A 22,294-nucleotide genomic window follows, 5' to 3' on the forward strand; every position below is an offset into this window, starting at 1 on the left:
AAAAAAAATCAGGGAGAACGCCATGAGCTACGAGCAGATCAAGGTTGAGACGCGGGGCAATGTCTGCCTCATCACGCTCAACCGCCCGGAAAAACTGAACGCCTGGACCCCGGACATGAGCCGGGAACTGGGTCAGGCGATCACGGCGGCGAATGAAGACGAAGACATTGGCGCCATCGTCATGACCGGCGAGGGCCGCGGCTTCTGCGCGGGCGCAGACATGTCCTACTTCCAGAACAATATCGACGCGTCCGAAACCAGGGCCCACAAGCGCGACGGCGGTATCGACTGGATTTCCCTCATCCGCTCGTCAAAGCCCTGCATCGCTGCGGTTAACGGCCCGGCCTTCGGCATTGGCGTGACGCAGATCCTGTCCTTCGACATGATCATTGCCTCGACCGTCTCGAAGTTTGGTCTCGTTTTTGTCCGCGTTGGCATCGTCCCGGAGCTTGCGAGTTCTCACTTTCTTGTCCAGCGCGTCGGTTGGGGCAAGGCACATGACCTCCTGCTCACTGCCCGGCCTGTTTCAGGCGCAGAAGCCATGGAGCTCGGCCTCGCAGACCGCCTGTCAGAACCTGAAACCCTGCTGGACGATGCGCTGGCGCTCGCCGGACAGATGGCCGCCAATCCATCGCCCATGCTGCGCATGACGAAACAGCTTCTCAGCGCCAATAGCTGCGACACTGACACGGCCCGCATCCAGGCCCGCGAGCATGAGAGCCTCGAGGTCTGCTACACCCTGCCAGAGCACAAGGAAGCCGTCGCCGCCTTCACCGAGAAGCGCGCCCCGGACTTCAAGGCCGCGCGGGCGAAGGTTGGAGGGTAAACGCGGGGCCCCACCCGGCCCTTAAGCCCGCTCGTAAGCCTCTTTCATCCTGGCCTTGAGCTCGTCATCGACCTCTTCGACCATCTGGATCTTCATCTTGTGCGTGCACATGCTGCCCGGCTTTTCTTCGATAAGCCGCAGCGTTCCGGCCTCACCCTTTAAGTTCAAGCCAATATCTATCCGGGACTTGGTCGCCGGGGTCACGACGGCAAAATTCTTCGAGCGGCGAAACGCGACGGAGGTCTTCTTCGGCGAAATCTCGACATCATCGCCCAGCGATCGGGCGAAGGCTTCCAGCGCATCATAGACCGGCTTTAAATTCTTCTTGCCCTCATACTGGCCGGCCAGCATGTCCCCCTCATCGGCATCAAGCCTTCCCTTTGCTGCCTGGCAGACAAGATTGGCGTGGCCATGACCAAAGCCGTGCTCGGTCTTCAGCATCTTCATCTGCTCGCCGTGCTTTTCCAGTCCGCTCGACTGGACCAGCTTCACCCAATCGTCGAACGGCTTGCCGGTCTTATCGGCGATCGTCGTCTTCATCGTATCGAGCGCGGCATTCTGTTTATCTGTCATGGGTCTTCCTCCCGTTTAGCGCTTGAGCGGCCAGTTCTCAATCCTGCAGGCAGATGGAGTCATGAACCCCATCACCGGCCCTAGCATCATCACCATTTTCCCACTGAAGCCCGGCTTGCCGGTTTCGACCAGCGACTTCAGGTTCTGCGTGATGAAGCTTCCCCCTTGATGCATCGACTTGGCCGTCTTCGTGCCCGCTGGCACACCGGTCGTGACAAGCGAGAATTCGACGCCCTCAGGCGTTTCCCTCAACTCGTAAGTGACCGTACAGTCGTCATCATCCCACTGGGTAAACTTGAATGTGTGCGCATAACGGTGAGGTGGTGAGAACTCCAACACCTCGCCAACGACGCTGGCATATTTACGGTTCGGTGTGACCATGCGCATCCGGTTGCCCGGCTTCAGCGCGGCGTCTTCCGCCTCGCACACGGCGCCGAAGAAGAAAGGCAACACCTCGTCGGTCTTCACCAGGGTATTCCATACCACTTCAATCGGCGCATCGATCATCGCCTTGTAGACCTGACGGTCCTCGGCAGTGCCTGCCACTTCCATTCCTGTCTCGCTCATTGGTCTTCCCTTCTTCCTTTTGCGGCCGCTTCGGCCAAAGCCTTTATCGACGTGACCCGCCCGGCAAATGGCTCGCTATAGGCATCCAGCCAGCGCTCCTGGATCATCCGGATAGGGACAGCATTAAGATAGAGATGGCGGGTGCGCCCTTGCTTCTCGCTGATGATGAGACCCGCCTTTTCCAGCACGGAAAGGTGATTCATCACCGCGATTCGGCTGACATCGAACGCCTTGGCCAACTCCCCCACACTCACGCCGGGCCTTGCCTTCAGAATATCCAGCATCTCGCGTCGGCTCTCATGAGAAAGCGCGTGAAAAACCGCCGACATGTCATCACTGGTAATCATGTAATTACATAATTACATATTTTGGCGAAGATCAAGTCTTCTCAGCTTTTGCATTTTTCCGGTGGGGCGTCTCGCGCACGTGTAATCAGACGGTAAGACCCCTCTGAGCTCGGCATGATGTGCTCCCCCCACCCACAGCCTGCATACACGTTAAGGTTATCAGACCGCATTATGGGAATCTGTCAAGTTCAGGACGCGCGAGCTGTGCGCGATGATCTGGCCGTCAGGCATCTGCGTAAACTGGGCAAAAAGGACCACACCCATGCGCCTCAAAGCCCGCCTCGCCCCCGCCCTTCTTGCCGCCAGTGTCGCAGCTGGCGGCTGCGTCTCAAACTCTCTGGAAGACTTTTCAAGCGCTGATCAGACGCTCCGGCTGGAAGACTATTTCCTTGGCGAGACGACTGCCTATGGCATCTTCGAGGACCGGTTCGGCAAGATCAGGCGCCAGTTCAAGGTCGACATTACAGGCACCTTGGATGGCGACACGCTGACCTTGGTGGAGGAGTTCGACTATAGCGATGGCGAGCAGGACACCCGCACCTGGACCATCGAGATTCTCGGCGATGGGCGGTATCGCGGCACTGCGAACGACGTACCCGACATGGCGCAAGGACAGGCCGTCGGCAACGCCTTCAACTGGACTTACCGGGTCGACCTGAAGGTTGGCAACGGCACCTGGAATGTCGGCTTCGACGACTGGATGTACCTGCTACAGGATGGGGTGCTGCTGAACAGGGCCTATGTCACCCGCTTCGGCCTGCGCATCGGCGAAGTGACCATCGCTTTCAGCAAACCAGACGCAGGCTGAGCTATGCGTCCTGCGTCCAGGCAGGCGCGCCGTTGCCGATCAGGCCAAAGAAACGGCGATCCGTATGTGCTGGTTCGGCACGGCGCAGTGGCAGGCCGGATGTCCGGCTGACAGCTTCGCTCGCGCGCGCCACAATCGTCTTGCGACCATTCTCGTGCGCGCCCGGATTGCGATCTTCCCCCAGCAACATCAGCCGGCCGTCCTGCAGTTCGAGCCAATAAGCCATGACACTCATCTTCAGGCCGAGCACGCTATGGGTCTCCCGGCGGCGGCAGATGCCTTTGATGCTGCGATAGCTGATCTCGCCTTCAAAGCCTTTCGTCCGGTGGTGCGCGGCGCGATGGACAGGCAGCACCAGCATGACATGGCCAGGCCGAAGCGAAAGATGCCACTGATGCTTGAGGCGCATCACATGCTGGTGATTGATGGCGAGTGGCGCAAGAATGAGACCGATCGCGCAGGCAATCGTCGCCGCGAGGGCATCGCCCTGAACCAGAAGATAGGTGGCACCGGACAGCGACGCGAGCACCAGCCCCCACATCAGAAGGGCCACGAACGCAGAGGCGATCCGCGCCCCATACCCATATTCGAAAACGATCCGTTCTGGTTTCGCCATGACCTGCCCCATTCTGTCAGCACAAAGAAGAAGGCATCCGCAATTTCCGTGCCGGAATTCATGAGGCATTAAGTGAGGTCCAGCGGACTCTGGCGCTGCCGCCACCATGCCGGGTCCAACGAGCATAGACCGGTTCGGTCCCGCCCCACTGGTGCAGGTTCTGCGGCGTCAGCACAGCCCACAGTCGGCCCCTGCCATTAAGGCCAATCCCTGCTATATGTTCTCCATGAGTTCCAGCCCGAATCGCCGCCCATCTATCTCGGAAATGGCCGCTGCCCGCGCGCCCGTACCGGATACGAATGCCAATTATCTCGATGGCCTGAACCCCGAACAACGCGACGCCGTCGAAACGACCGAAGGCCCGCTTCTGGTTCTCGCAGGCGCTGGCACAGGCAAGACGCGCGTTCTGACGACCCGTCTTGCCCATATCATCGCGTCCAAACTCGCCTGGCCCAGCCAGACACTGACGGTCACTTTCACCAACAAGGCGGCCCGTGAAATGCGCGAGCGCGCGCTGCACCTCATCGGCGACGCCGGTGAAGGGCTCAGATGGCTCGGCACCTTCCACTCGATCAGCGCGCAGATTCTCCGCCGCCACGCCGAGCTCGCAGGCCTCAAATCCAGCTTCACCATCCTCGACATGGATGATGTCATCCGCCTCTGCAAACAGGTGATCGAGGCTGAGAACATCGACACGAAACGCTGGACGCCGCGCCATCTCTCAAGCCTCATTGATGGCTGGAAGAACCGTGCGCTGACGCCGGCCAAAGTCCCCAAGGACGAAGCTTGGCAGTTCGCCGACGGCAAGGCGATCCAGCTTTACGAGACCTATCAGAACCGCTTGAAGGTCCTGAACGCCTGCGACTTTGGCGACTTGCTGATCCACAACATCACCATTTTCCAGGACAATCCGGACCTGCTGGCGGACTATCACAAGCGTTTCAAATATATCCTGGTGGACGAGTATCAGGATACTAACGTCGCCCAGTATCTATGGCTTCGCCTGCTGGCGCGCGGCTCGAACAATATCTGCTGCGTCGGGGATGACGACCAGTCGATCTATGGCTGGCGCGGCGCAGAGGTCGACAACATCCTGCGCTTCGAGAAGGACTTCCCGGGCGCCAAGGTCATCCGGCTGGAGCGCAATTACCGCTCGACCAAACACATCCTCGCCGCTGCTTCCTCCGTTATCGACTTCAACAAGGGGCGCCTCGGCAAGACGCTCTTCGTGGGCGACGGTGAACAGGCCAGTCCGGACGCCGAAAAAGTCCAGGTGCGCGGCCTCTGGGACGGCGAGGCCGAAGCGCGCCTCATCTGCGACGACATCGAGAGCTACATCAACAAGGGCGGCCAGTATGAAGACTGCGCCATTCTCGTGCGCGCCTCATGGCAGATGCGGCTCTTCGAAGAACGCCTCATCATGCTGGGCATCCCCTACCGCGTGATCGGCGGCCCGCGCTTCTTTGAGCGCGCCGAGATTCGCGACGCCCTAGCCTATCTTCGCCTTGTGCGCAGTCCCGATGACGACCTCGCCTTTGAGCGTGTCGTGAACCAGCCCAAGCGCGGCGTCGGGGCCACCACGATCCAGAAACTGCAGAGCCTCGCCCGCGAAGATGGCCGTTCGCTCTTCACGCTCACTCCGATGATCCTTCAGACCGATGAGGTCAAAGGCCCCGCCAAGCGCGGCCTCACCACCTTCATCGACCAGGTGAACCTCTGGCGCGATCGCCTAAATAACGGCATGGCCCATCATGAGCTTGCGCAGGTCATCCTGGACGAGAGCGGCTATACCGATATGCTGCAAAAGGACCGCTCCCCGCAGGCCCAGACGCGGCTCGACAACCTCAAGGAGCTGATCCACGCCATCGGTCAGTTCGACAGCCTCGCCGGCTTCCTCGAACACGTGCAGCTTGTCATGGATGTCGGCGGGCAAAGCACCGGCAATGAGGTTCAGATCCTGACGCTTCACGCCGCCAAGGGTCTTGAATGGCCGATGGTCTTCCTGCCCGGCTGGGAAGAAGAAGTCTTCCCGTCCCGCCGCTCGCTGGACGAGTCTGGCATGAAAGGCCTCGAGGAAGAACGCCGCCTTGCCTATGTCGGCATCACCCGGGCGCGTGAAAAATGCTCGATCAGCTTTGTCGCCAATCGCATGATCTTCGGGCGCTGGCAGTCCGTCCTGCCATCACGCTTTGTCGATGAACTCCCACACGAAAATGTCGAGGCGAGCAGCGAGACCGGCTATTCCACCATGCCCGGCGCCGATCAGGGCTTCCAGGGCACGATCGAGGATCTTGGCGAGCGTTCCAACTACACCTCTCCCGGCTGGCGCCGCCTCAAGGAGAATGCCGGCAAAGGCTCAAAGACCGGCCCCGTCATCGACGGCAAGGCAGAACTTATCGCCACCTCAGCAGGCAAATCAGGCTTCAAGATCGGCCAACGCGTCCACCACGAGAAATTCGGCTACGGGCAGGTCCTCAGCGCCGACGGCACCAAGCTGCAGGTCAACTTCAAGAATGTCGGCCTGAAAAAGGTCATCTCGACCTTCGTGACGGGGGTTTAGGTCGGATGTACGACCAAAGCTCGTCGGGTCTGGCCGAGCTGGCACAACAGATTCGCGAACGGCTGAACAGCTACTTGAGCATCGGTTGGCACATGCCGGATAACCATGACTTCAATCGCTTTTGCGGTGCTCTTGATAATATCCAAGATGGAATCGACGCCGCGTTTGAGTACGAGAAGGTTCATGACGCGGCTGGTCCGAGCACGCTGCTTGTTTATGGCTTTCTCCAGGCTCTTTATGTGGTGCAAGACAGCGTAGAGACGCTTTGCAAAGCCGTCGGCCTTAAATGGGAAGCAAAGAATTGCGTTGAGTTACGCCCGATACGTGATGCTAGAAATCGGCTGTCTGGGCACCCCTCTTCAACGGGGCGCGGCAACGAAAACAATCCTCTGTCTTGGGCAAGTGGTGGACACCATGACATTCACCGCGATCGGTTCTCGATGAACCTCTATTGGTACGATCAAAAATCGGAGAAAATTACGGTCGAAGTGAATGAGTTTCGACAACGCAACGCCGAGGTGTTGGTCCCGATTTGCCAGCAAGTTATTTCAATCATCGATCAACGCGAAGAGGCGGCAAGGATGGCACTTAGGGAAAAATCGTTAGGCGAGCTCATCCCCAAAAACTTGGGCTATCTCTTCCAAAAGATTCCTTCAGAAGGCGACCGCAGAGGCCAAGCGCTGAGTCATATCAACATACTTCGGAATGCCTTAGACCCAATGCGCGAATATTGCGCCGCTGCCAATGCAGGAAGCGATGGCATCGATTGGCTGATAAATCGATGCAATGCGGCCCTGGATGCCTTAACTCTATTTCACTCCGATGAGACGCCCGGTTACCACTCGCTTGAATTCGCAGATGTAATCTCCAAAGGTTTAGAACATTACTTCTCAGAAGTGGTGCATGCGGTTAAAGACGCTCATAGTTTTATAAACTCCAGACCGCCACAAGCTGAACCCGTTCGATATTAGTTAGAGCGTGGCATACGCTTCCACGCAGCGATGCCCAGCCCCCTCAAGTTTCGATTTAAAGTGATCAATACCGCGGAAGGCGCCGCGTCAGCGGCCCAGCCTTGAGCCCCGGAGACAGATTGCACACCCTTCAACGTCTGTTTCGAAAGCTCATCCTTCCGTAGACCCCTGTGAAGACAGGGGTCCATGGCGGACGATTTGACTACAACGCATCGATTGCGAGGGAATGCTATGGAAACCTGCCGTTGCAGATATCTGCGGACGGCTATGCCTAAGTCGCCCTACTCCCACCCATCCGCAAATGGACACGCGGCCTGCAGGCCAGCCTCTTCAGGCGTGTCGGAATTGAAGATATCGACATCGACCAGCCAGGCGCCGTCTTCCTGAAGCTTGCGCACTTCGAGGAACTTGCCTGCATCGACGCCGTATTCGCTCTCGTTCAGCGGGACGAAGACACATGACCGGCCGCGCACATAGGCGGTGTCGCCACTGCCGCCAATATTCTCGATATCGAGTGCGATGCGGTAGCCGGTCTCATTCTCGGCTTCCCAGGCCGCGATGTTCTCGCGTCCGGTCACGGCAGGGCCGTTTGGCGGCATCAGGATCGCGTCTGAGGTAAAGTAGGAGGCGAGCAACTCCCAGTCATTGGCATTATAGGCGCCCACCCAGTCGGCAGAGGCGGCTTCAATAACGCTGAAATCTTGCGGCCCAAGCTCTTCCGGCAGGGTCTGACAGCCTGCAATGGCAGCGGTGAACATGATCGCAGTGAATGCGGCGTGTCGCATAGTGATCCCTCTCGAAAGCGCCTTCGCACTGGCGCGTTTCCCTTTCCAAAGCAAGATACGCGCCGGACTGGCAAGCCCGTCTCCACGTGCGCTCCTACCCGGCAGGCGTTCCGTCAATCTTCCGCCCGAAGACACGCCACGCAATAATGGCCAGCGTGAACAGGCCGCCCGACATGCAGACGGCGAGAACCGCATTTCCGGGCCAGCCCGCATAGTCATAGACGGCTGTGCCAGCCGAGCTCGAAATGCCGCCGCCGATGAACATCATCACAATATAGATGGTCATGAGGCGGGTGCGGATGTTTTTCTCGAGAGACAGGAATGTCATCCGGTTACAGATATCGACCAGCGGCCCAAGAAGCGTCATCAGCACAACAGGAACGATAAGCAGCCAGAGATTGTAGCCGAGCGGCCAGAGCAGGCAAACCGCGACGAAATTTACCGCCGCCGCCACGATGCGCGCCTTGTACGGCCCCACCCTATCAGCCCAGCGGCCGAGCGCGGGCGTCGTGAACAGGTTGAAACCCGCAAAGGCAGCGAGATAGCCGACCACATCTACGCCATACCCCATGTCAGGCAGATGCAGGCCAAGGCCCATCCAGACAGACAGGAAGACACCAAAGCCAAGCCCCTGCATGGCGCCGGAAATGATGATTTCCGGATAGCGCTTCACCAGCGCGACCATGGAGAAGAGAAGGCTGAGATAGCTTTGCTTGGGCTCATCATCGCTGCCTGCCTCGCGTTCATCCATGATGAAGGGCATCAGGATCGAGACGATCAGCATGAAGCTGGAGGCGATATAGTAGACGGTGCGCCAACCAAACGTCTCAGCCACGATGCCAGCCCCGGCTCGCGCGACGAGAATGCCGCCGATGACACCGGTGGTGAGCATGGCCGTCACGGCGCCAAGCTGAGCCGGATCGACCCGTTTTGAGGCATAGGCCGGCAGCAGGTAAGGCGCGATCGTGAAAAAGCCGAGAATGGTCGATGCGAGCGTGAACAGCCTGAAATCGGTCGCGAATGCCATGCCCGTAATCGACAGGAACTGCCCGGCCACCGTGATCGTCACCAGCTTGCGATTAGAGATCCGGTCGCCCAGCGGCAGGAGCAGGAACACACCCAGCGCCAGCGCGAGCTGGTTGGCGCCTGGCACAATGCCGATCACCGCGTCCCTCACCTCAAAGCCGCGCGCGACCTCTGAAATGATTGGGTGAATGTAATAGGCGTTGGCCGTCACCACCGCCGAGGCGAGCGTCAGGAAAAGAAGCTCTGTCGAAGAAAGGCGGCGTTCGGCTGGGGCTGCCGCGTCTGATATCCCTGGGCCTTGCCCGGACGAAGGAGGAGGTGAAGCAGCCATTCCGGGCGAGAGGTATAGCAAGTCTCTGGCGAAGCAAAGGTGACGCCGACGTCAGCTATCGCAAGGGCAAGGCGTTACCGCCTCTATCCACAGAAACTCTTGGGTCGCACTTCGAAACACCTTCCAGAAACACCGCCACTACACCGTCAGTACACCATCGTTCTTGCAGGAAGCGCGCAGCACTTTCCGACGGTATGGCGCGGCGCTTTCCCTCAGGCTTCCACCGGGCCAATCGTGTCCTTGGCCGGACGCGGTGTCTTCGCATTGTTTATCCGGAACATGGCCGGGCGCTCATAGAGGAAGGCGAGCGGCGTCTTGCGGATCACGAAGTGGAGGACGAGCGGCGCGGCCAGCGCGAACAACAGGATCGATAGCGAGGCCCAGCCCACATCCGGAATGAGCCCGGTCATGGCCAGGCCCTTCTGGGCCACCTTCATTGGAATGAAAAAGGTCAGATAGATGACGATGGAGTGCTTGCCCGCATAGCGGATCGCATTGCCAATATCGAAGCGGGCAAGCAGCGAAGCGACGCTGACAATGGCAAAAGCGCCTGCAAAACCAAGGACAAGGCTGATCACTGGCGCATCGCCAAGGCCGACGCTGACAAGCTGCGCGTTCCAGATTGCCCAGACAGCGAGCGCCGAAACGGCCACCATGCCATGTCCGCGCACAGCATCTGCGATGCGGAAGACGAGCGGGGCAAAGGCGTAGCCCGCGAAGAAGAAGACATACCAGTTGGCAAACCGCTCGGTCACCGACCATGATGGCGCGATCCAGCCAGCATAGAAGGCGATGTGAGCCAGCGCAGCGAGCGCGAAGACGGCCAGAACAGGCACGCGAGCGATCAGGCGCGTCACCACATATAAGAAGAGAAGCTGGTGAATGAACCAGAGGCTGGAGGCCGGAAAGACGAGTTGTTTCAAAAAGATAAGACCAACGCCCGCAGGGTCCGACAGGAGGAGGTCAGCCTCGAAAGCGACTGTCTGGAGACCCAGCCAGAGCAGGTAGAAATAGGCAAAATGGACAACCTTGCGGTCGATATAGTCGACCAGCGGCCCATTGATCGAGCGCGACAGGAAAAGACCCGCAATCAGGAAAAAGTCCGGCATTCTGAAGGGCTTGGCGAAAGCGACAACATCGTGCATCCAGCCGGTGCCGCCGACCATCTCGCCATAATTCAGCGTCGAATGCATCATCACTACGAGGATGATGCAGATACCCTTGCCGTAATCGACCCAATCAATGCGGTGCTTGGTCATTTCCGGTCCCTCAAGACTAGCCTGTCAGGCGAGTTGCAAGATCTGTGCTCACTTTTCAGGATATGCCGTCCCGAATTGTGGCAGCCCCTGCCGCCACATGCCCCCAAATTGCCCCAGAGCCTTCCAAGCCTCGCCACAGGCTAGGGGTCTCTTGGTGACGGGCCGGGGGCTTCCTCGAAGGCGCGAACCGTGGTTCAACGCCGGGCAGAAACCCTTGGCCTTGCAAACTGTATAGCCGAATGGGTTGAGAGGAGGCTAAGATGACAACGCTGGCATTGGTGGACGACGACGAGAACATTGTCGCCTCGTTGAAAATGTTCTTCGAAGCTGAGGGCTACGACGTCAAAACCTATCATGACGGCCTGTCTGCCCTGTCTGGCCTGACCGAAACGCCGCCTGATCTTGCCATCCTCGACGTGAAGATGCCGAAAATGGACGGCATGGAGCTTCTGCGGCGCCTGCGCCAGAACTCCGAACTGCCGGTTATCTTCCTGACCTCCAAGGATGAAGAGATCGACGAGGTCATCGGCTTCAATATCGGCGCCGACGATTTCGTGCGTAAGCCCTGCTCCAATCGCCTCCTGTCAGAGCGCGTGAAGGCCGTGCTGCGCCGCTCGCGCACGACCGAAGGTCAGGTCGAAGATGGCGACCAGAAGCCGATCGTTCGCGGCCGCCTGACGCTCGACCCGAACCGCCATGCCTGTTCATGGGACGGCGAACCGGTCCGCCTGACCGTCACCGAATTCCTGATCCTGCAGTCGCTTGCCCAGCGCCCAGGCTATGTCAAAAGCCGCGACCAGTTGATGGACGCGGCGTATGACGACCAGATCTATGTCGACGACCGCACCATCGACAGCCACATCAAGCGTCTACGCAAGAAATTCCGCGAAGTGGACGACGAATTCGACGCGATCGAGACCCTCTACGGCGTCGGCTATCGCTACAATGAGAGCTAAGCTCAGGCCGGCCGGTCACCTGATTACGAATTCAAAATAGGTATCGGGGAAAGGCTCATCGACGAGGGTGAAGTGCCACCACTCCTCCTTGAGACCTTTGAACCCATGCGCCTGCATGATGGACTGCAGGAAGGCCCGATTGGCACGCTGCTGCGCAGTCGGGCGCGGGTCCGACGGCCACGATATCGGATCGAACAGGTCGAACGGGGAGCCCATGTCGATTTCGTCGCCCGTTGCGATATCAACCAGTGTGAGGTCCATCGTGCTGCCGCGCGAATGGCCTGATCGCTCGGCAATATAGCCGAGGCTGAAAAGCTCCGCTTTCTCGACATTCGGATAATAGACAGGCTTGGTGGACTGGTCCTCAAGGTCACGTGCCCAACGCCCGAAATGCGCGACAGCGCGGGCCGGGCGGTAGCAATCGAACACTTTCAAGCCGAGACCAAATCCGGCGAGCCGCGCCTGCACTTCAGCCAGTGCATCTGCTGCCTCACGGGTGAGCCAGCAGATTGGCGCTTCATACCCATCGACCGGCGCACCGACAAAATTGTGGGCCGTGTGGTAACGCATATCCTCGATCAGGCCGGGGACATGATTGGCCACTCTTACAAATCCGTCCGGAGCCAAGCGCGCGCTCTCCTGTCCAATCGAGGTGGCACAGCCCATCAGGGCCATGAGGCAGATCGATATCAGATGTTTCATTGCAACCCCCGCTCCCCCAAGAGCGCGCAGCAGCCTAGTATATCGTCCTTGTTGAGGCCGCTTACCGCTTCAGCTGCATCTGGCCGAGATAGTCGCGCTTTCCGATCGGAACGGCCTTCATGCGCAGAATGTCATAGGCTGTTGTGGCGTGAAAATAGAGGTTTGGTTTGGAGAAGGAGAAGAGAAAGCCTTCTGCCGTGAATGGCAGCGACATCTCTCCAAGCTTGAAGACAACGTCCTTGCCCGTCCATTCATTGACCTGATCGGCTTTCATCGCTGCCAGCGTCTGGGCTGTTTCGGCGAGCTTGGCCTGAAAACCGGCATAGTCGAGCGTTTCGAGCTTGTTCGGCGGGCCGGCTTCGCCGCGGCGAACGCTTTCCAGGGCGCCGAGCGAATGGTGCATGACCGAATGGAGCTGGAAGGTCAGGGGAAACATGTCCGAATGGATCGTCTCGCCAAGCAGATCGTCCGGGTTCAGTCCGCGGGCCTCATAATGCTGCGCGCCCTTTTCGAGGACACCTTGTACAGAGCCAACGGTCTGTTGCATGGGCAGAACGACAGCTTCGTAAAGGGAAAGGCTCATTGGGTGCTCCTAGCGTTTCGATGGGTTCGCACGAGGGCTACATGTCAGAGCAGATCTGAGCAAGAGAATGCGAAGGAGGGTTTGCCCGGCGGGCCTGTGAGGCTTATGCCAGCTGCAACCAGATGAAACACGGAGACACATCATGGCAGACCCAGAAAACACGCTCCTGATGGAGACGACCAAGGGCCCGGTGAAGATCGAGCTTCGCCCTGACCTTGCCCCAAACCACGTTGCCCGCATCAAGGAGCTTGCACGCGAAGGCTTCTATGACGGCATCGTCTTCCACCGCGTAATCGACGGCTTCATGGCACAGTGCGGCTGCCCGAACGGCACCGGCACCGGCGGCTCTGACAAGCCGGACCTGAAGGCAGAGTTCAACGACGAGCCACATGTGCGCGGCATCTGCTCGATGGCCCGCACGAACCAGCCACACTCGGCCAACTCGCAATTCTTCATCGTGTTTGACGAGGCGCGCTTCCTCGACAAGCAATACACTGTCTGGGGCCAGGTCGTTGAAGGCATGGAGAACATCGACCAGCTGAAGCGCGGTGAGCCGGTACGCGACCCGGATTCCATCAAGTCGCTGAAAGTCGAAGCTGACGCCTGATCAGGCATTTAACAATTGAGGCCCGGCAGGGAACAGATGGAAGAGCCCAAGCGAAAATGGCGGTTGCCCGACCTTAAAGGTGCCAACCCGCTCTCCTCGCGCATTGCGCGGCTCATCTTTGCATCGAACCTTGCCGGTCTCGCCATTCTCATTCTGGGCGCCATGGTGCTCAATGAGATGCGCGCAAGTTTTGTGGTCGCCAAGAAGCAGGACCTTGTCGGCCAGGCGCAGGTCTTTTCCAACCTGCTCGCGGAAGGCGCCACATTCGGCCAGCCGCAACCCGTCATGGATGAGGATCTCGCGCGGGCAACACTGGCTGACCTCTCCCTTCCTGTATCCATACGCGGCAAGGTCTACGGGCCCGAGGGTAGCCTGATCGGCGACAGCTACTTCCTGTCCGACCGGGTTGTAGTGTCGTCCTTGCCGCCCCTGCAGGAGCCGAGCCGGCTGTCGCGTTGGGGGCGCTCCCTGTCTGAGTGGGCGGTCTCGACCTTTGGCGCCATCGTCCCTGATCGCGGCGGCGACGCCGTGCGCACCCAGACCTTCGAAGACGAGTTTGCCGTTGCGGCATCGGGCGCCGAAGCAGCCAGCCAGCGCTTCAATGACCGGGGCCAGCGCATCATTTCCGTCTCTGTCCCGGTCCAGCATGTGTCCGCAGTTGTCGGCGTGCTGACAGTGGAATCGAACGACATTGATGAGATCATCCGCGCCGAACGCGCTGCCCTCATACCCTTTATCGGCGTCGCTGTACTGGTCGCGCTGATCACTTCGACCCTTCTGACGATCGGTATTGCCCGGCCCCTTCGCAGGCTGTCTGCGGCTGCAGACGATGTGCGGTCCGGTTCCTCTCAGAGGCTGGATCTGCCACGCATTGCCCGCAGGCGCGACGAGATCGGCGCGCTTGCAAATTCTATGGGGTCGATGACGGACGCCCTGTTCGAGCGGATCAGTGCGAACGAACAGTTCGCCGCCGATGTGGCCCATGAGATCAAGAATCCACTGACCTCCATCCGCTCCGCTGTGGAGACGGCTGAGCGGGTCAAGGGCAATCCGGAAGCGATGGCCAAGCTGCACGAGGTCATCGCGCATGATGTTGGCCGGCTGGACAGGCTGATCACCGATATTTCCAACGCTTCGCGCCTCGAGGCCGAGATCACCCGCGTGCCGACCGAAACGATGAACATCGCTCGCTTCGTGCAGGACGTCGTCTCGACCTATGAGCATCTGAAGCTTGATGAGGCTGGCCCGACGGTCAGCTTTGAAGATGCAACCATGGGCGCAGGGCTGCGCGTGCGCGGGCGTGAGGGCCCGCTCGGCCAGGTGATCCGCAACCTGATCGACAATGCGCTGTCTTTCTCTCCGCAGGATGGCACCGTTACCGTGCGCGTGGAACAGGACCGGATCGGGCCGCAGACAACAGCGCGGATCGTGGTGGAAGACATCGGGCCCGGCATTCCAGACGACAAGCTGGAGAAGATTTTCGACCGCTTCTACACAGACAGGCCCAAAGGCGCTGCATTCGGGCGCAATTCCGGGCTTGGCCTCTCCATCGTTCAGCAGATTGCTGCCACCCATCTCGGTCAGGTCTGGGCCGAAAACCGCGAAAGTGGCGGCGCGCGCTTTGTTGTTGAATTGCCTGCAAGCTGAAGTTGCACCGCATAGCGAAAGCTTGACGTTCAGCCAAACCCTGTCAGCTTCGTTAATTAGTGGGAATACGGACTAGACTGTCAGATGATCGGAATTGTTGTCGTCAGCCACGGAAAGCTTGCGCGGGAGCTTGTCAGGGCAACCGAGCATGTTGTCGGGGAGCAGGAATACTTTCGCTCAATCTCGATCGAAGCTGAGGATGATATTGACGCGCGGCGCGAACAGATCCGTGAGACGGTCGCGGCCTGCAATACCGGCAAGGGCGTCATCATCGTGACCGATATGTTCGGTGGCACGCCGTCGAATCTGGCGATTTCCGTCATGCCAGATGCCAGGATCGATGTGATTGCCGGGGTCAACCTGCCCATGCTGATCAAGCTTGTCGAAGTACGGAGCGAGGCCAAGCTCGCCGATGCCGTTAAGGCCGCGCGAGATGCCGGCCAGTCCTATATACGCATTGCCTCTGAAGTCATGGACAAGACCGCATGAGCGCCGATGGTGAAAGCCTGGTCGAGCGCCGGGTCCAGATCGTTAACCGCAAAGGATTGCACGCCCGCGCATCGGCAAAGCTGGCCCGCCTCGCCATGACCCTGCCCGCCCAGGTCTTCGTCGTGCGCAATGGAGAGGTCGCGAACGCCCACTCCATCATGGACTTGCTGATGCTTGCCGCCCATCAGGGCAGCGAAGTCGAAGTTCGCGCGAGCGGGGCGGAAGCAGCCCCTTCTGTGGACGCAGTTTGCGCCATGATCGACGACGGCTTCGGTGAGAATGACGATGACGACTAGGCGCGAGGCCTAGAGGAAAATCGGCGCCAGCCAGTAGCCGATTGCACTGATCACCACCACACCGATCAAATTGACCCGCAGACCGCGCTTCATCATTTGCGCAACCGAGACTTCCCCCGTCGCATAAATGATCGCGTTGGGCGCGGTCGCGACTGGCAGCATGAAGGCGCAGGACGCTGCCACGGCCGCAGGCGCGAGAAGGCTTTCGGGTGCGGCACCTATGGCCAAGGCAAGCGAGCCGAGGATGGGCGCCAGCGTTGTCATGGTCGCCACGTTCGAGGTCAATTCGGTCAGGAAGATGACCAGCGCAACGACAGCCACGACAAAGATCAGCGGCGGCAGGACAGAGAGGACAGTCAGCTGTTCACCGATCCATTCGGAAAGGCCCGTGCGCGATATTGCCTTGCCGAGCGCAATGCCGCCGCCAAACAGGATCAGCACACCCCAGGGCAGCTTCTCAGCTTCCTCCCAATTGAGCAGCGCGCGCTTTTCGTCCCTTCCAGCCGGCACAATGAACATCAGCACGGCGCCGAAAATAGCGGTGATCATGTCCATCCGTGCGCCCTTGTATGAGACGAGAAGGTCGAGGCCGGCTCTTTCTGCCAGCGCAAGCAGAGGCAGCTGTAGAACCCACAGCGTTGCCACTATGGCGAATACACCGGCGGCGCGCGCCTCGGGCGTCGAAATCCTGCCAAGTGCACCAAGCTGTCCCTTGATTTCATTCGATACGTTTTCGGCGTTTCCTCGCTTGGGCAGTTCGCGCGTCACCGCCCACCAGGCGGCCGGGACCAGCAGGCAGGCGGCTGGTACACCAAAGGCCATCCATTGCGGAAAGCCGATTTCCGCGCCTGTATTGTTCTGCAGCCAGTCCATCGCGATCAGATTTGTAGGCGTCCCGATTGGCGTGCCGACACCGCCAATGGACGCCGCATAGCAGACACCCAGCAGGAGTGCTGTCTTGAACAGTCTGGTGTCGCCGGGCAGAGCGGCTGCTGCAGAAAGCGCGATCGGCACCATCATGATGGTTGTCGCGGTATTCGAGATCCACATGGAGAGAAGCGCGGTCGCTGCCATGAAGCCCAAGATCAGGGTCCGGGGCTTCGTCCCGACATTTGCGACAACATTCAGCGCAATCCGCTTGTGCAGATCCCAGCGCTCGATCCCCATGGCGACGATAAATCCGCCGAGCAGAAGCACAACGATATGGTTGAAATAGTCCCCGCCCACGACGGTCGGATTGCCTGCGCCGACAAGCGGCAGCACGATGAGCGGCAGCAGCGATGTCGCCGGAATCGGAATCGGCTCTGTCATCCACCAGACAGCCATCCAGGCCAGCAGGCAGGCGGTGCCCCACGCTGCCCAGTCGAGACCTTCCGGCGTTCCAGCCAGTGCCATGCCGATCGCAAGCAGCGGTCCGAGCCACAATCCAATACGCTTGGGTTTAATGGGCGTCCTCCCTCAAAGACGTTTGAGGCGACACTGGTCAGGACCGGCACGCTTCGTCAAGTTCGCGCGGCGGTCAGTTACCCAGAACGAGGTCATCACGGTGAATAATGGCCGGGCGCCCCCGATAACCGAGCCGCGCTTCAATGTCGTCGCTATGAGCGCCGGCAAGACGCTGCACATCGGCGGCATCGTAAGCCGTCACGCCTTTCGCGATAACCGCGCCATCCGGGGCTTTGATGGCAACCGCTGCGCCCTTCTCAAAACGGCCCTCAACGGCGGTGACCCCCACGGCAAGCAGGCTGGAGCCGTTGAGAAGCGCGCCCATGGCCCCGTCGTCGACCAGAACAGCGCCTTCAGGTGTCAGGTGACCTTTAAGCCAGGCCTTGCGAGCCGTGTCTGGAGAAACAGACGGCGTGATCCACGTCGCGCGCTCACCAGAGCGCAGCGCTTCGATGGGACGCGGGCGATCACCTAGCGTGATAGCCGTCGCGCACCCTGCCCCAAAGGCGATTCTTGCAGCCGCAAGCTTCGTCGCCATCCCGCCAGTCCCAACGCCCGAACCGGCATTTGCGCTGCCAGCCATGGCATCATGCGCATCCGTCAGCTCCAGCACTTCGGCAATATGGGTGGCTTTAGGGTCCTTGCGCGGGTCCGCAGTGTACAGCCCGTCAATATCGGACAGGAGCACAAGCACATCGGCACTCAGCATCTGGGCGACGCGTGCGGCCAGCCGGTCATTGTCGCCATAGCGAATTTCTTCCGTGGCGACCGTATCGTTCTCATTGATGATCGGCACAGCACCGGCCGCCAGCAATGTATCCAGCGTTGCGCGCGCATTTAGCCAGCGGCGACGACGTTCAGTGTCTTCCAGCGTCAACAGCGCCTGCGCTGCCTTGATGCCATGTGGGGCGAGTGCATCCGAAATTGCGGACATGAGCAGCGGCTGGCCAAGCGCAGCAGCGGCCTGCTTTTCTTCAAGCTTTTTCTGACTTCCCCTGCCAAGGTGCGGACGGCCGAGCGCGACTGCGCCGGAAGAGACCCAGACGACGTCTTTACCTGCCGCGCGTAGCGCAGCGATGTCAGCCGCCAGCCCGTCAATCCAGTCGCGGCGCGGCGCGCCCTTCGCGGCGATCAGCGCAGAGCCGGTCTTGATAACAATCCGGCGAGCCCTATCCAGCGGCGACCCCATCAGGGGCGCCAGTCCTCTTCTTCTTCCTCAGAGGCTTCGATTTCTGCAATGCGCAGGTCGCCAAGGTGACGGGCGAGCGCCATCAGCGCCTCACGGACATTCGTCCGGGCAACCGAGGACAGCCGCATCGGTTTGTGGCCACACGCCGCCTCGAGTTCTGCAGCCTGTGCATCGACCAGTTCTTCGGTAAGCGCATCGATCTTGGTCAGCGCAACGATTTCCGGCTTATTGGCCATCTCTGGCTGATAGTCTTCAAGCTCCTTGCGGATCGTGCGCCAGGCATCGCCCGGGTCATCCTGCGTACAGTCGATCAAGTGGAGCAGCACCTTGCACCGCTCCACATGACCGAGGAAGCGATGGCCAAGGCCTGCGCCCTCTGCGGCCCCTTCAATCAGACCCGGGATGTCCGCAAGCACGAAGCGCGTACCAGGGCCCAGATCGACAACGCCAAGACCCGGATGAAGCGTGGTAAAGGGATAGTCTGCAACTTTCGGCTTTGCGGCGGTGGCCGCGCGCATGAAGGTGGACTTGCCGGCATTCGGCAGCCCGAGCAGGCCAGCATCGGCAATCAGTTTGAGGCGCAGCCAGACGGTCCGCTCTTCGCCCTCTTCGCCGGGATTGGCACGGCGCGGAGCGCGGTTGGTCGATGTCTTAAAATGGAGATTACCCCAGCCGCCATTGCCGCCGCGCGCCAGAAGGACACGCTGACCGACTTCGGTGAGGTCGGCAATCAGCGTTTCCTGGTCTTCCTCGAAGATCTGCGTCCCGACTGGTAGTTTGACGATCCTGTCCTCGCCGCCACGTCCGTGGCGCTGTTTTCCCATGCCGTGGCCGCCGCGTTCCGCCTTGTGGTGCTGCTGGTAGCGGTAGTCGATCAGCGTGTTGAGACCCTCGACCGCTTCGGCATAGACATGCCCGCCGCGACCGCCGTCGCCGCCATCGGGCCCGCCAAACTCGACATAGGCTTCGCGCCGGAAGGAGGAACTGCCCCGTCCGCCATCGCCGGCTTTTACATAGATCTTGGTCTGGTCGAGAAATTTCATTGTAAGGTCCTTAGCGCGTCTTTGGCTCGCGCACCATGAAGACATGATCAACATCCTGTCCGCGGCCGAGACAGAAGACAGGCGCATTATGGGTTTTCTGGAAGCCGAGTTTCTCTAGCACTCTGCCAGAAGCCGGATTGTCGGCAAAATACCCCGATGTGAAGCGATCGCCCCGGCCAGACTCTTCCAGCCACCCGACAAGAGCGCGAGCCGCCTCGGTCACGATGCCCTGCCCCCAGTATCCGGGGCTGAGCCAGTAGCCGATCTCGAAAGGGTCGCCGTCGCGCGTGCGGTGCGCACCGACAATGCCGGCAAAGGCCCCCTCCACCTCGATCGCAAAGACGTGATCAAGATCGCCCGCCGCGCCACGGGCAACCGATTCCAGCCAGCCGGTGGTGACTTTAACTGTCTGGCCGGGCGCGATGCGGGCCACCTTCTCATAGATGCGGGGATCGTTGACGCACGCCGTAATATGCGGCGCATCGCTCACCATGGGGCGACGAAGGCGTAGCCTTGGCGTCTTCAACTCCTGAACCATCCGTCACTCTCCAGGCTCATTGCGACCAGCAGCATAAGAAAAAGGGGAGACAGCCACCTGTCTCCCCTTCACATCTTGTGCGGTTCGATTGTCAGGCAGCACGCCGGCCACCTGCAGCCGATCGCTTACTCTGCAGCGTCAGCCATCGGGACAACCGACACGTACTGACGGTCGCCACGGGTGCGCTTGAACTCGACGCGGCCTTCTTCGAGCGCGAAGAGCGTGTGATCCTTGCCCATGCCGACACCCTTGCCTGCATAGGTCTTGGTGCCACGCTGGCGGATGATGATGTTGCCTGGGACCACGTGCTGGCCGCCATACTTCTTCACACCAAGGTATTTCGGGTTCGAATCGCGACCGTTACGTGACGAGCCGCCTGATTTCTTATGTGCCATGAGGGCGCTCCTTGATCCTTAAGTAAAGCCTGTATCGGCTTTAGGCGTCTTTTGCCAGTTGATCGGCCTGCTTGACCCACTCGTCGCGCTCGATACGACCGCCGAGACCGGCCTCATCGTCAAGCTCCTGGGCTTGCGTCGCGTTCAGTTCGGCAACCTGCCAGAAGTGGAAGATGCCCGCAGCGTTGAGCTTCTTTTCCATGGCCGGACCAACACCGGAGATCTTTTTCAGATCGTCCGCCTTGCCGTCTGCCTGCTCAAGGCGACCGCGATTGTCGGTCTTCGGCTTGTCAGCCTTTGGCGCAGCTTCCTTCTTTGCAGCAGGCGCCTTGGCCTCTGCCTTCGGAGCTTCTTCCTTTTTCGGCGCAGCAGCCTTCTTTGCCGGGGCTTTCTTGCCGTCGGTCAGGATCGATGTGATCGTAACGACGCTTTCAAGCTGGCGATGGCCTTTCTTGCGACGATAGGTGTTACGCTGACGCTTCTTCATGATCAGCTTCTTGTCGCCCTTGCGCTGGGCGGCAATTTCACCGACAACGCTTGCGCCATCGACGACAGGCGCACCGAGCGTGACGGAGTCGCCGTCGCCCAGCATCAGCACGTCGAACGTAACGTCAGCGCCAGCATCGGCTGCGAGTTTCTCGACAACAATCTGGTCGCCTTCGGCAACCTTGTATTGTTTGCCACCAGTCTTGATGACCGCGAACATGGCCTCATCCTTCCGGAAGGTGAATTAGTTGAGTGTCCGCACGCGCATGGCGCCGGACATGAAGGCGCGGATAAACACTATCGGCCTTCTGATGTCAAACCCTGTCCTGCATGAATCCGGGGGCTTGCATGCACCCCGATGTAACGCTATCTCCCCGCCCCTACGGAGAGGTGCTAGAGTGGTTGAATAGGCTAGTCTCGAAAACTAGTGAGCTCGCAAGGGCTCCGAGGGTTCGAATCCCTCTCTCTCCGCCACGCACCCCTAGATTTGAAGACCAGATCTCCAAACTTCCGAGATAGCCCGCCACTGGCGGGCTTTTTCATGTCCTTTGGTCTCTGTTTTCCACGAAACCCCTGAACAACCGCGGTATTCCCGCCGAAGTCTCTACCCGGCAATTTCAACAGATCTCTTACTGGGCATTTTCCCTGTTATCGCCGATTTACAGGGAAATCGCTCACTTTTGCAGGGAAAAGCCGACTTTTAGCGCCACAAAACTACGTGTTTACAGCGCTTTATAGATGAATTCCCTGCGCGGAATAACAGGGAATTTTTTGATCGATAACAGGGAAAATTGCTTTCCATAACAGGGAAAATACGCGAGCGGAGTAAGTAAGCGTCCAATAGTGACACGCTTGTGCGCGGTGTGGGGCGTTCGATCTCTTTCGGCTGGTGTTCAAAAGTCGAGAGGAGATGCCGATGCCGAGATTGTCACCTGAGAAACGTGCGGAGCTGGAAGCGTTCTGGTGGGCCCATCACGAGGCGTGGAAGCGCAGTGACTTGAATCAACGCGAATATTGCGAAGTGAACGACCTGCCGCTGAAGCGTTTCGGGAACTGGCGCGCCCAGTTCAAACGCGAGCCGCGGCCAGAACCCGTACATCTTCTGTATCGCCGCGGGGGCCTAAGTCATAGCTTTAGTCATAGGCTAAGTCATACCCTTAGTCATAAGCTAAGTCATAGGCTTAGTCCTAAGTCAGACCGTCCGGCCGATATTCGGTCGACTCCAAATGGTGATCCGATCCTCCCGCC

General features: G+C 59.6%; 25 protein-coding genes and 1 tRNA gene. 11 read left to right on the top strand and 15 right to left on the bottom strand.

Annotated elements, in window-relative coordinates:
- Positions 1-22: 22 nt before the first annotated feature.
- Complete coding sequence (locus O4G74_RS11805) at positions 23-826, top strand: enoyl-CoA hydratase/isomerase family protein (protein ID WP_269402807.1); 804 nt, start codon at positions 23-25, stop codon at positions 824-826.
- 21 nt (positions 827-847) lie between these two features.
- Here the strand turns inward: O4G74_RS11805 and O4G74_RS11810 are convergent, their stop codons facing one another.
- From O4G74_RS11810 to O4G74_RS11820, 3 genes are read right to left on the bottom strand one after another with little or no spacing between them, the layout of a single operon-like run.
- The gene (locus O4G74_RS11810; protein ID WP_269402808.1) at positions 848-1,399 is read right to left on the bottom strand and encodes a DUF4287 domain-containing protein; all 552 of its coding nucleotides are present in this window, start codon (positions 1,397-1,399) and stop codon (positions 848-850) included.
- Between the two features lie 15 nt (positions 1,400-1,414).
- Positions 1,415-1,966 carry an SRPBCC domain-containing protein gene (locus tag O4G74_RS11815; RefSeq protein WP_269402809.1) on the bottom strand — a complete coding sequence of 184 codons (552 nt, stop codon included), beginning with the start codon at positions 1,964-1,966 and terminating at the stop codon, positions 1,415-1,417.
- Positions 1,963-2,313 (bottom strand): ArsR/SmtB family transcription factor, encoded by a 351-nt coding sequence (locus O4G74_RS11820; protein WP_269402810.1) that lies wholly within the window; start codon positions 2,311-2,313, stop codon positions 1,963-1,965. The genes O4G74_RS11815 and O4G74_RS11820 overlap by 4 nt, the downstream gene beginning before the upstream one ends.
- A gap of 262 nt (positions 2,314-2,575) precedes the next feature.
- Here O4G74_RS11820 and O4G74_RS11825 point away from each other — a divergent pair, with 262 nt between their 5' ends.
- Positions 2,576-3,121: a DUF3833 domain-containing protein gene (locus tag O4G74_RS11825; protein WP_269402811.1), complete on the top strand. Its 546-nt coding sequence runs from the start codon at positions 2,576-2,578 to the stop codon at positions 3,119-3,121.
- A 1-nt stretch (position 3,122) separates the two neighbouring features.
- Here O4G74_RS11825 and O4G74_RS11830 read toward each other — a convergent pair whose 3' ends face one another.
- Positions 3,123-3,737 carry a hypothetical protein gene (locus O4G74_RS11830; RefSeq protein WP_269402812.1) on the bottom strand — a complete coding sequence of 205 codons (615 nt, stop codon included), beginning with the start codon at positions 3,735-3,737 and terminating at the stop codon, positions 3,123-3,125.
- A 217-nt stretch (positions 3,738-3,954) separates the two neighbouring features.
- On the opposite strand from O4G74_RS11830, the gene O4G74_RS11835 reads away from it, so the two are divergent.
- Positions 3,955-6,297 carry a UvrD-helicase domain-containing protein gene (locus O4G74_RS11835; RefSeq protein WP_419715390.1) on the top strand — a complete coding sequence of 781 codons (2,343 nt, stop codon included), beginning with the start codon at positions 3,955-3,957 and terminating at the stop codon, positions 6,295-6,297.
- Between the two features lie 5 nt (positions 6,298-6,302).
- Positions 6,303-7,268 (top strand): hypothetical protein, encoded by a 966-nt coding sequence (locus O4G74_RS11840; RefSeq protein ID WP_269402814.1) that lies wholly within the window; start codon positions 6,303-6,305, stop codon positions 7,266-7,268.
- 281 nt (positions 7,269-7,549) lie between these two features.
- Here O4G74_RS11840 and O4G74_RS11845 read toward each other — a convergent pair whose 3' ends face one another.
- The 3 genes from O4G74_RS11845 to O4G74_RS11855 all read right to left on the bottom strand — a co-directional run bounded on the left by O4G74_RS11845 (position 7,550) and on the right by O4G74_RS11855 (position 10,669).
- A complete protein-coding gene (locus tag O4G74_RS11845; protein ID WP_269402815.1) occupies positions 7,550-8,053 on the bottom strand; it encodes a YybH family protein in 504 nt (167 codons plus the stop codon).
- A 94-nt stretch (positions 8,054-8,147) separates the two neighbouring features.
- Entirely contained in the window at positions 8,148-9,410 is a 1,263-nt protein-coding gene (locus tag O4G74_RS11850) for an MFS transporter (protein ID WP_269402816.1), read from the bottom strand.
- Positions 9,411-9,622: 212 nt separating this feature from the next.
- Entirely contained in the window at positions 9,623-10,669 is a 1,047-nt protein-coding gene (locus tag O4G74_RS11855; RefSeq protein ID WP_269402817.1) for an acyltransferase family protein, read from the bottom strand.
- Between the two features lie 260 nt (positions 10,670-10,929).
- On the opposite strand from O4G74_RS11855, the gene O4G74_RS11860 reads away from it, so the two are divergent.
- Positions 10,930-11,625 carry a response regulator transcription factor gene (locus O4G74_RS11860; protein ID WP_269402818.1) on the top strand — a complete coding sequence of 232 codons (696 nt, stop codon included), beginning with the start codon at positions 10,930-10,932 and terminating at the stop codon, positions 11,623-11,625.
- A gap of 15 nt (positions 11,626-11,640) precedes the next feature.
- Here the strand turns inward: O4G74_RS11860 and O4G74_RS11865 are convergent, their stop codons facing one another.
- On the bottom strand, positions 11,641-12,300 hold the full coding sequence (locus O4G74_RS11865) for a M15 family metallopeptidase (protein ID WP_419715399.1): 660 nt from the start codon (positions 12,298-12,300) through the stop codon (positions 11,641-11,643).
- Positions 12,301-12,388: 88 nt separating this feature from the next.
- Positions 12,389-12,910 carry a DUF1993 domain-containing protein gene (locus O4G74_RS11870; RefSeq protein ID WP_269402820.1) on the bottom strand — a complete coding sequence of 174 codons (522 nt, stop codon included), beginning with the start codon at positions 12,908-12,910 and terminating at the stop codon, positions 12,389-12,391.
- Between the two features lie 142 nt (positions 12,911-13,052).
- On the opposite strand from O4G74_RS11870, the gene O4G74_RS11875 reads away from it, so the two are divergent.
- The 4 genes from O4G74_RS11875 to O4G74_RS11890 all read left to right on the top strand — a co-directional run bounded on the left by O4G74_RS11875 (position 13,053) and on the right by O4G74_RS11890 (position 15,949).
- Positions 13,053-13,517: a peptidylprolyl isomerase gene (locus O4G74_RS11875; RefSeq protein WP_269402821.1), complete on the top strand. Its 465-nt coding sequence runs from the start codon at positions 13,053-13,055 to the stop codon at positions 13,515-13,517.
- A 63-nt stretch (positions 13,518-13,580) separates the two neighbouring features.
- Positions 13,581-15,164, top strand: coding sequence for a stimulus-sensing domain-containing protein (locus tag O4G74_RS11880; protein ID WP_269402822.1), 1,584 nt, complete (start codon positions 13,581-13,583; stop codon positions 15,162-15,164).
- A gap of 84 nt (positions 15,165-15,248) precedes the next feature.
- Positions 15,249-15,653, top strand: coding sequence for a PTS sugar transporter subunit IIA (locus tag O4G74_RS11885; RefSeq protein ID WP_269402823.1), 405 nt, complete (start codon positions 15,249-15,251; stop codon positions 15,651-15,653).
- Positions 15,650-15,949, top strand: coding sequence for an HPr family phosphocarrier protein (locus O4G74_RS11890; protein WP_269402824.1), 300 nt, complete (start codon positions 15,650-15,652; stop codon positions 15,947-15,949). The genes O4G74_RS11885 and O4G74_RS11890 overlap by 4 nt, the downstream gene beginning before the upstream one ends.
- Before the next feature lie 9 nt (positions 15,950-15,958).
- Here the strand turns inward: O4G74_RS11890 and O4G74_RS11895 are convergent, their stop codons facing one another.
- The 6 genes from O4G74_RS11895 to O4G74_RS11920 form a co-directional block, all read right to left on the bottom strand.
- Positions 15,959-17,344: an SLC13 family permease gene (locus tag O4G74_RS11895; protein ID WP_269402825.1), complete on the bottom strand. Its 1,386-nt coding sequence runs from the start codon at positions 17,342-17,344 to the stop codon at positions 15,959-15,961.
- Positions 17,345-17,468: 124 nt separating this feature from the next.
- A complete protein-coding gene (gene proB / locus O4G74_RS11900) occupies positions 17,469-18,584 on the bottom strand; it encodes a glutamate 5-kinase (RefSeq protein WP_269402826.1) in 1,116 nt (371 codons plus the stop codon).
- Complete coding sequence (obgE, locus tag O4G74_RS11905) at positions 18,584-19,627, bottom strand: GTPase ObgE (protein ID WP_269402827.1); 1,044 nt, start codon at positions 19,625-19,627, stop codon at positions 18,584-18,586. Before obgE ends, proB begins: the two co-directional genes overlap by 1 nt.
- A 10-nt stretch (positions 19,628-19,637) precedes the next feature.
- Positions 19,638-20,165 (bottom strand): GNAT family N-acetyltransferase, encoded by a 528-nt coding sequence (locus O4G74_RS11910; protein ID WP_269402828.1) that lies wholly within the window; start codon positions 20,163-20,165, stop codon positions 19,638-19,640.
- Positions 20,166-20,290: 125 nt separating this feature from the next.
- Positions 20,291-20,560 (bottom strand): 50S ribosomal protein L27, encoded by a 270-nt coding sequence (rpmA, locus tag O4G74_RS11915; RefSeq protein ID WP_119380404.1) that lies wholly within the window; start codon positions 20,558-20,560, stop codon positions 20,291-20,293.
- Positions 20,561-20,600: 40 nt separating this feature from the next.
- Positions 20,601-21,266 (bottom strand): 50S ribosomal protein L21, encoded by a 666-nt coding sequence (locus O4G74_RS11920; RefSeq protein ID WP_269402829.1) that lies wholly within the window; start codon positions 21,264-21,266, stop codon positions 20,601-20,603.
- Positions 21,267-21,430: 164 nt separating this feature from the next.
- On the opposite strand from O4G74_RS11920, the gene O4G74_RS11925 reads away from it, so the two are divergent.
- Positions 21,431-21,520, top strand: a tRNA-Ser gene (locus tag O4G74_RS11925).
- Positions 21,521-21,962: 442 nt separating this feature from the next.
- On the top strand, positions 21,963-22,294 hold a 332-nt coding region (tnpA, locus tag O4G74_RS16465), incomplete at its 3' end, for an IS66 family insertion sequence element accessory protein TnpA (protein ID WP_419715391.1).

The organism is Henriciella marina, assembly GCF_027213945.1.
GTDB lineage: Bacteria > Pseudomonadota > Alphaproteobacteria > Caulobacterales > Hyphomonadaceae > Henriciella > Henriciella marina_A.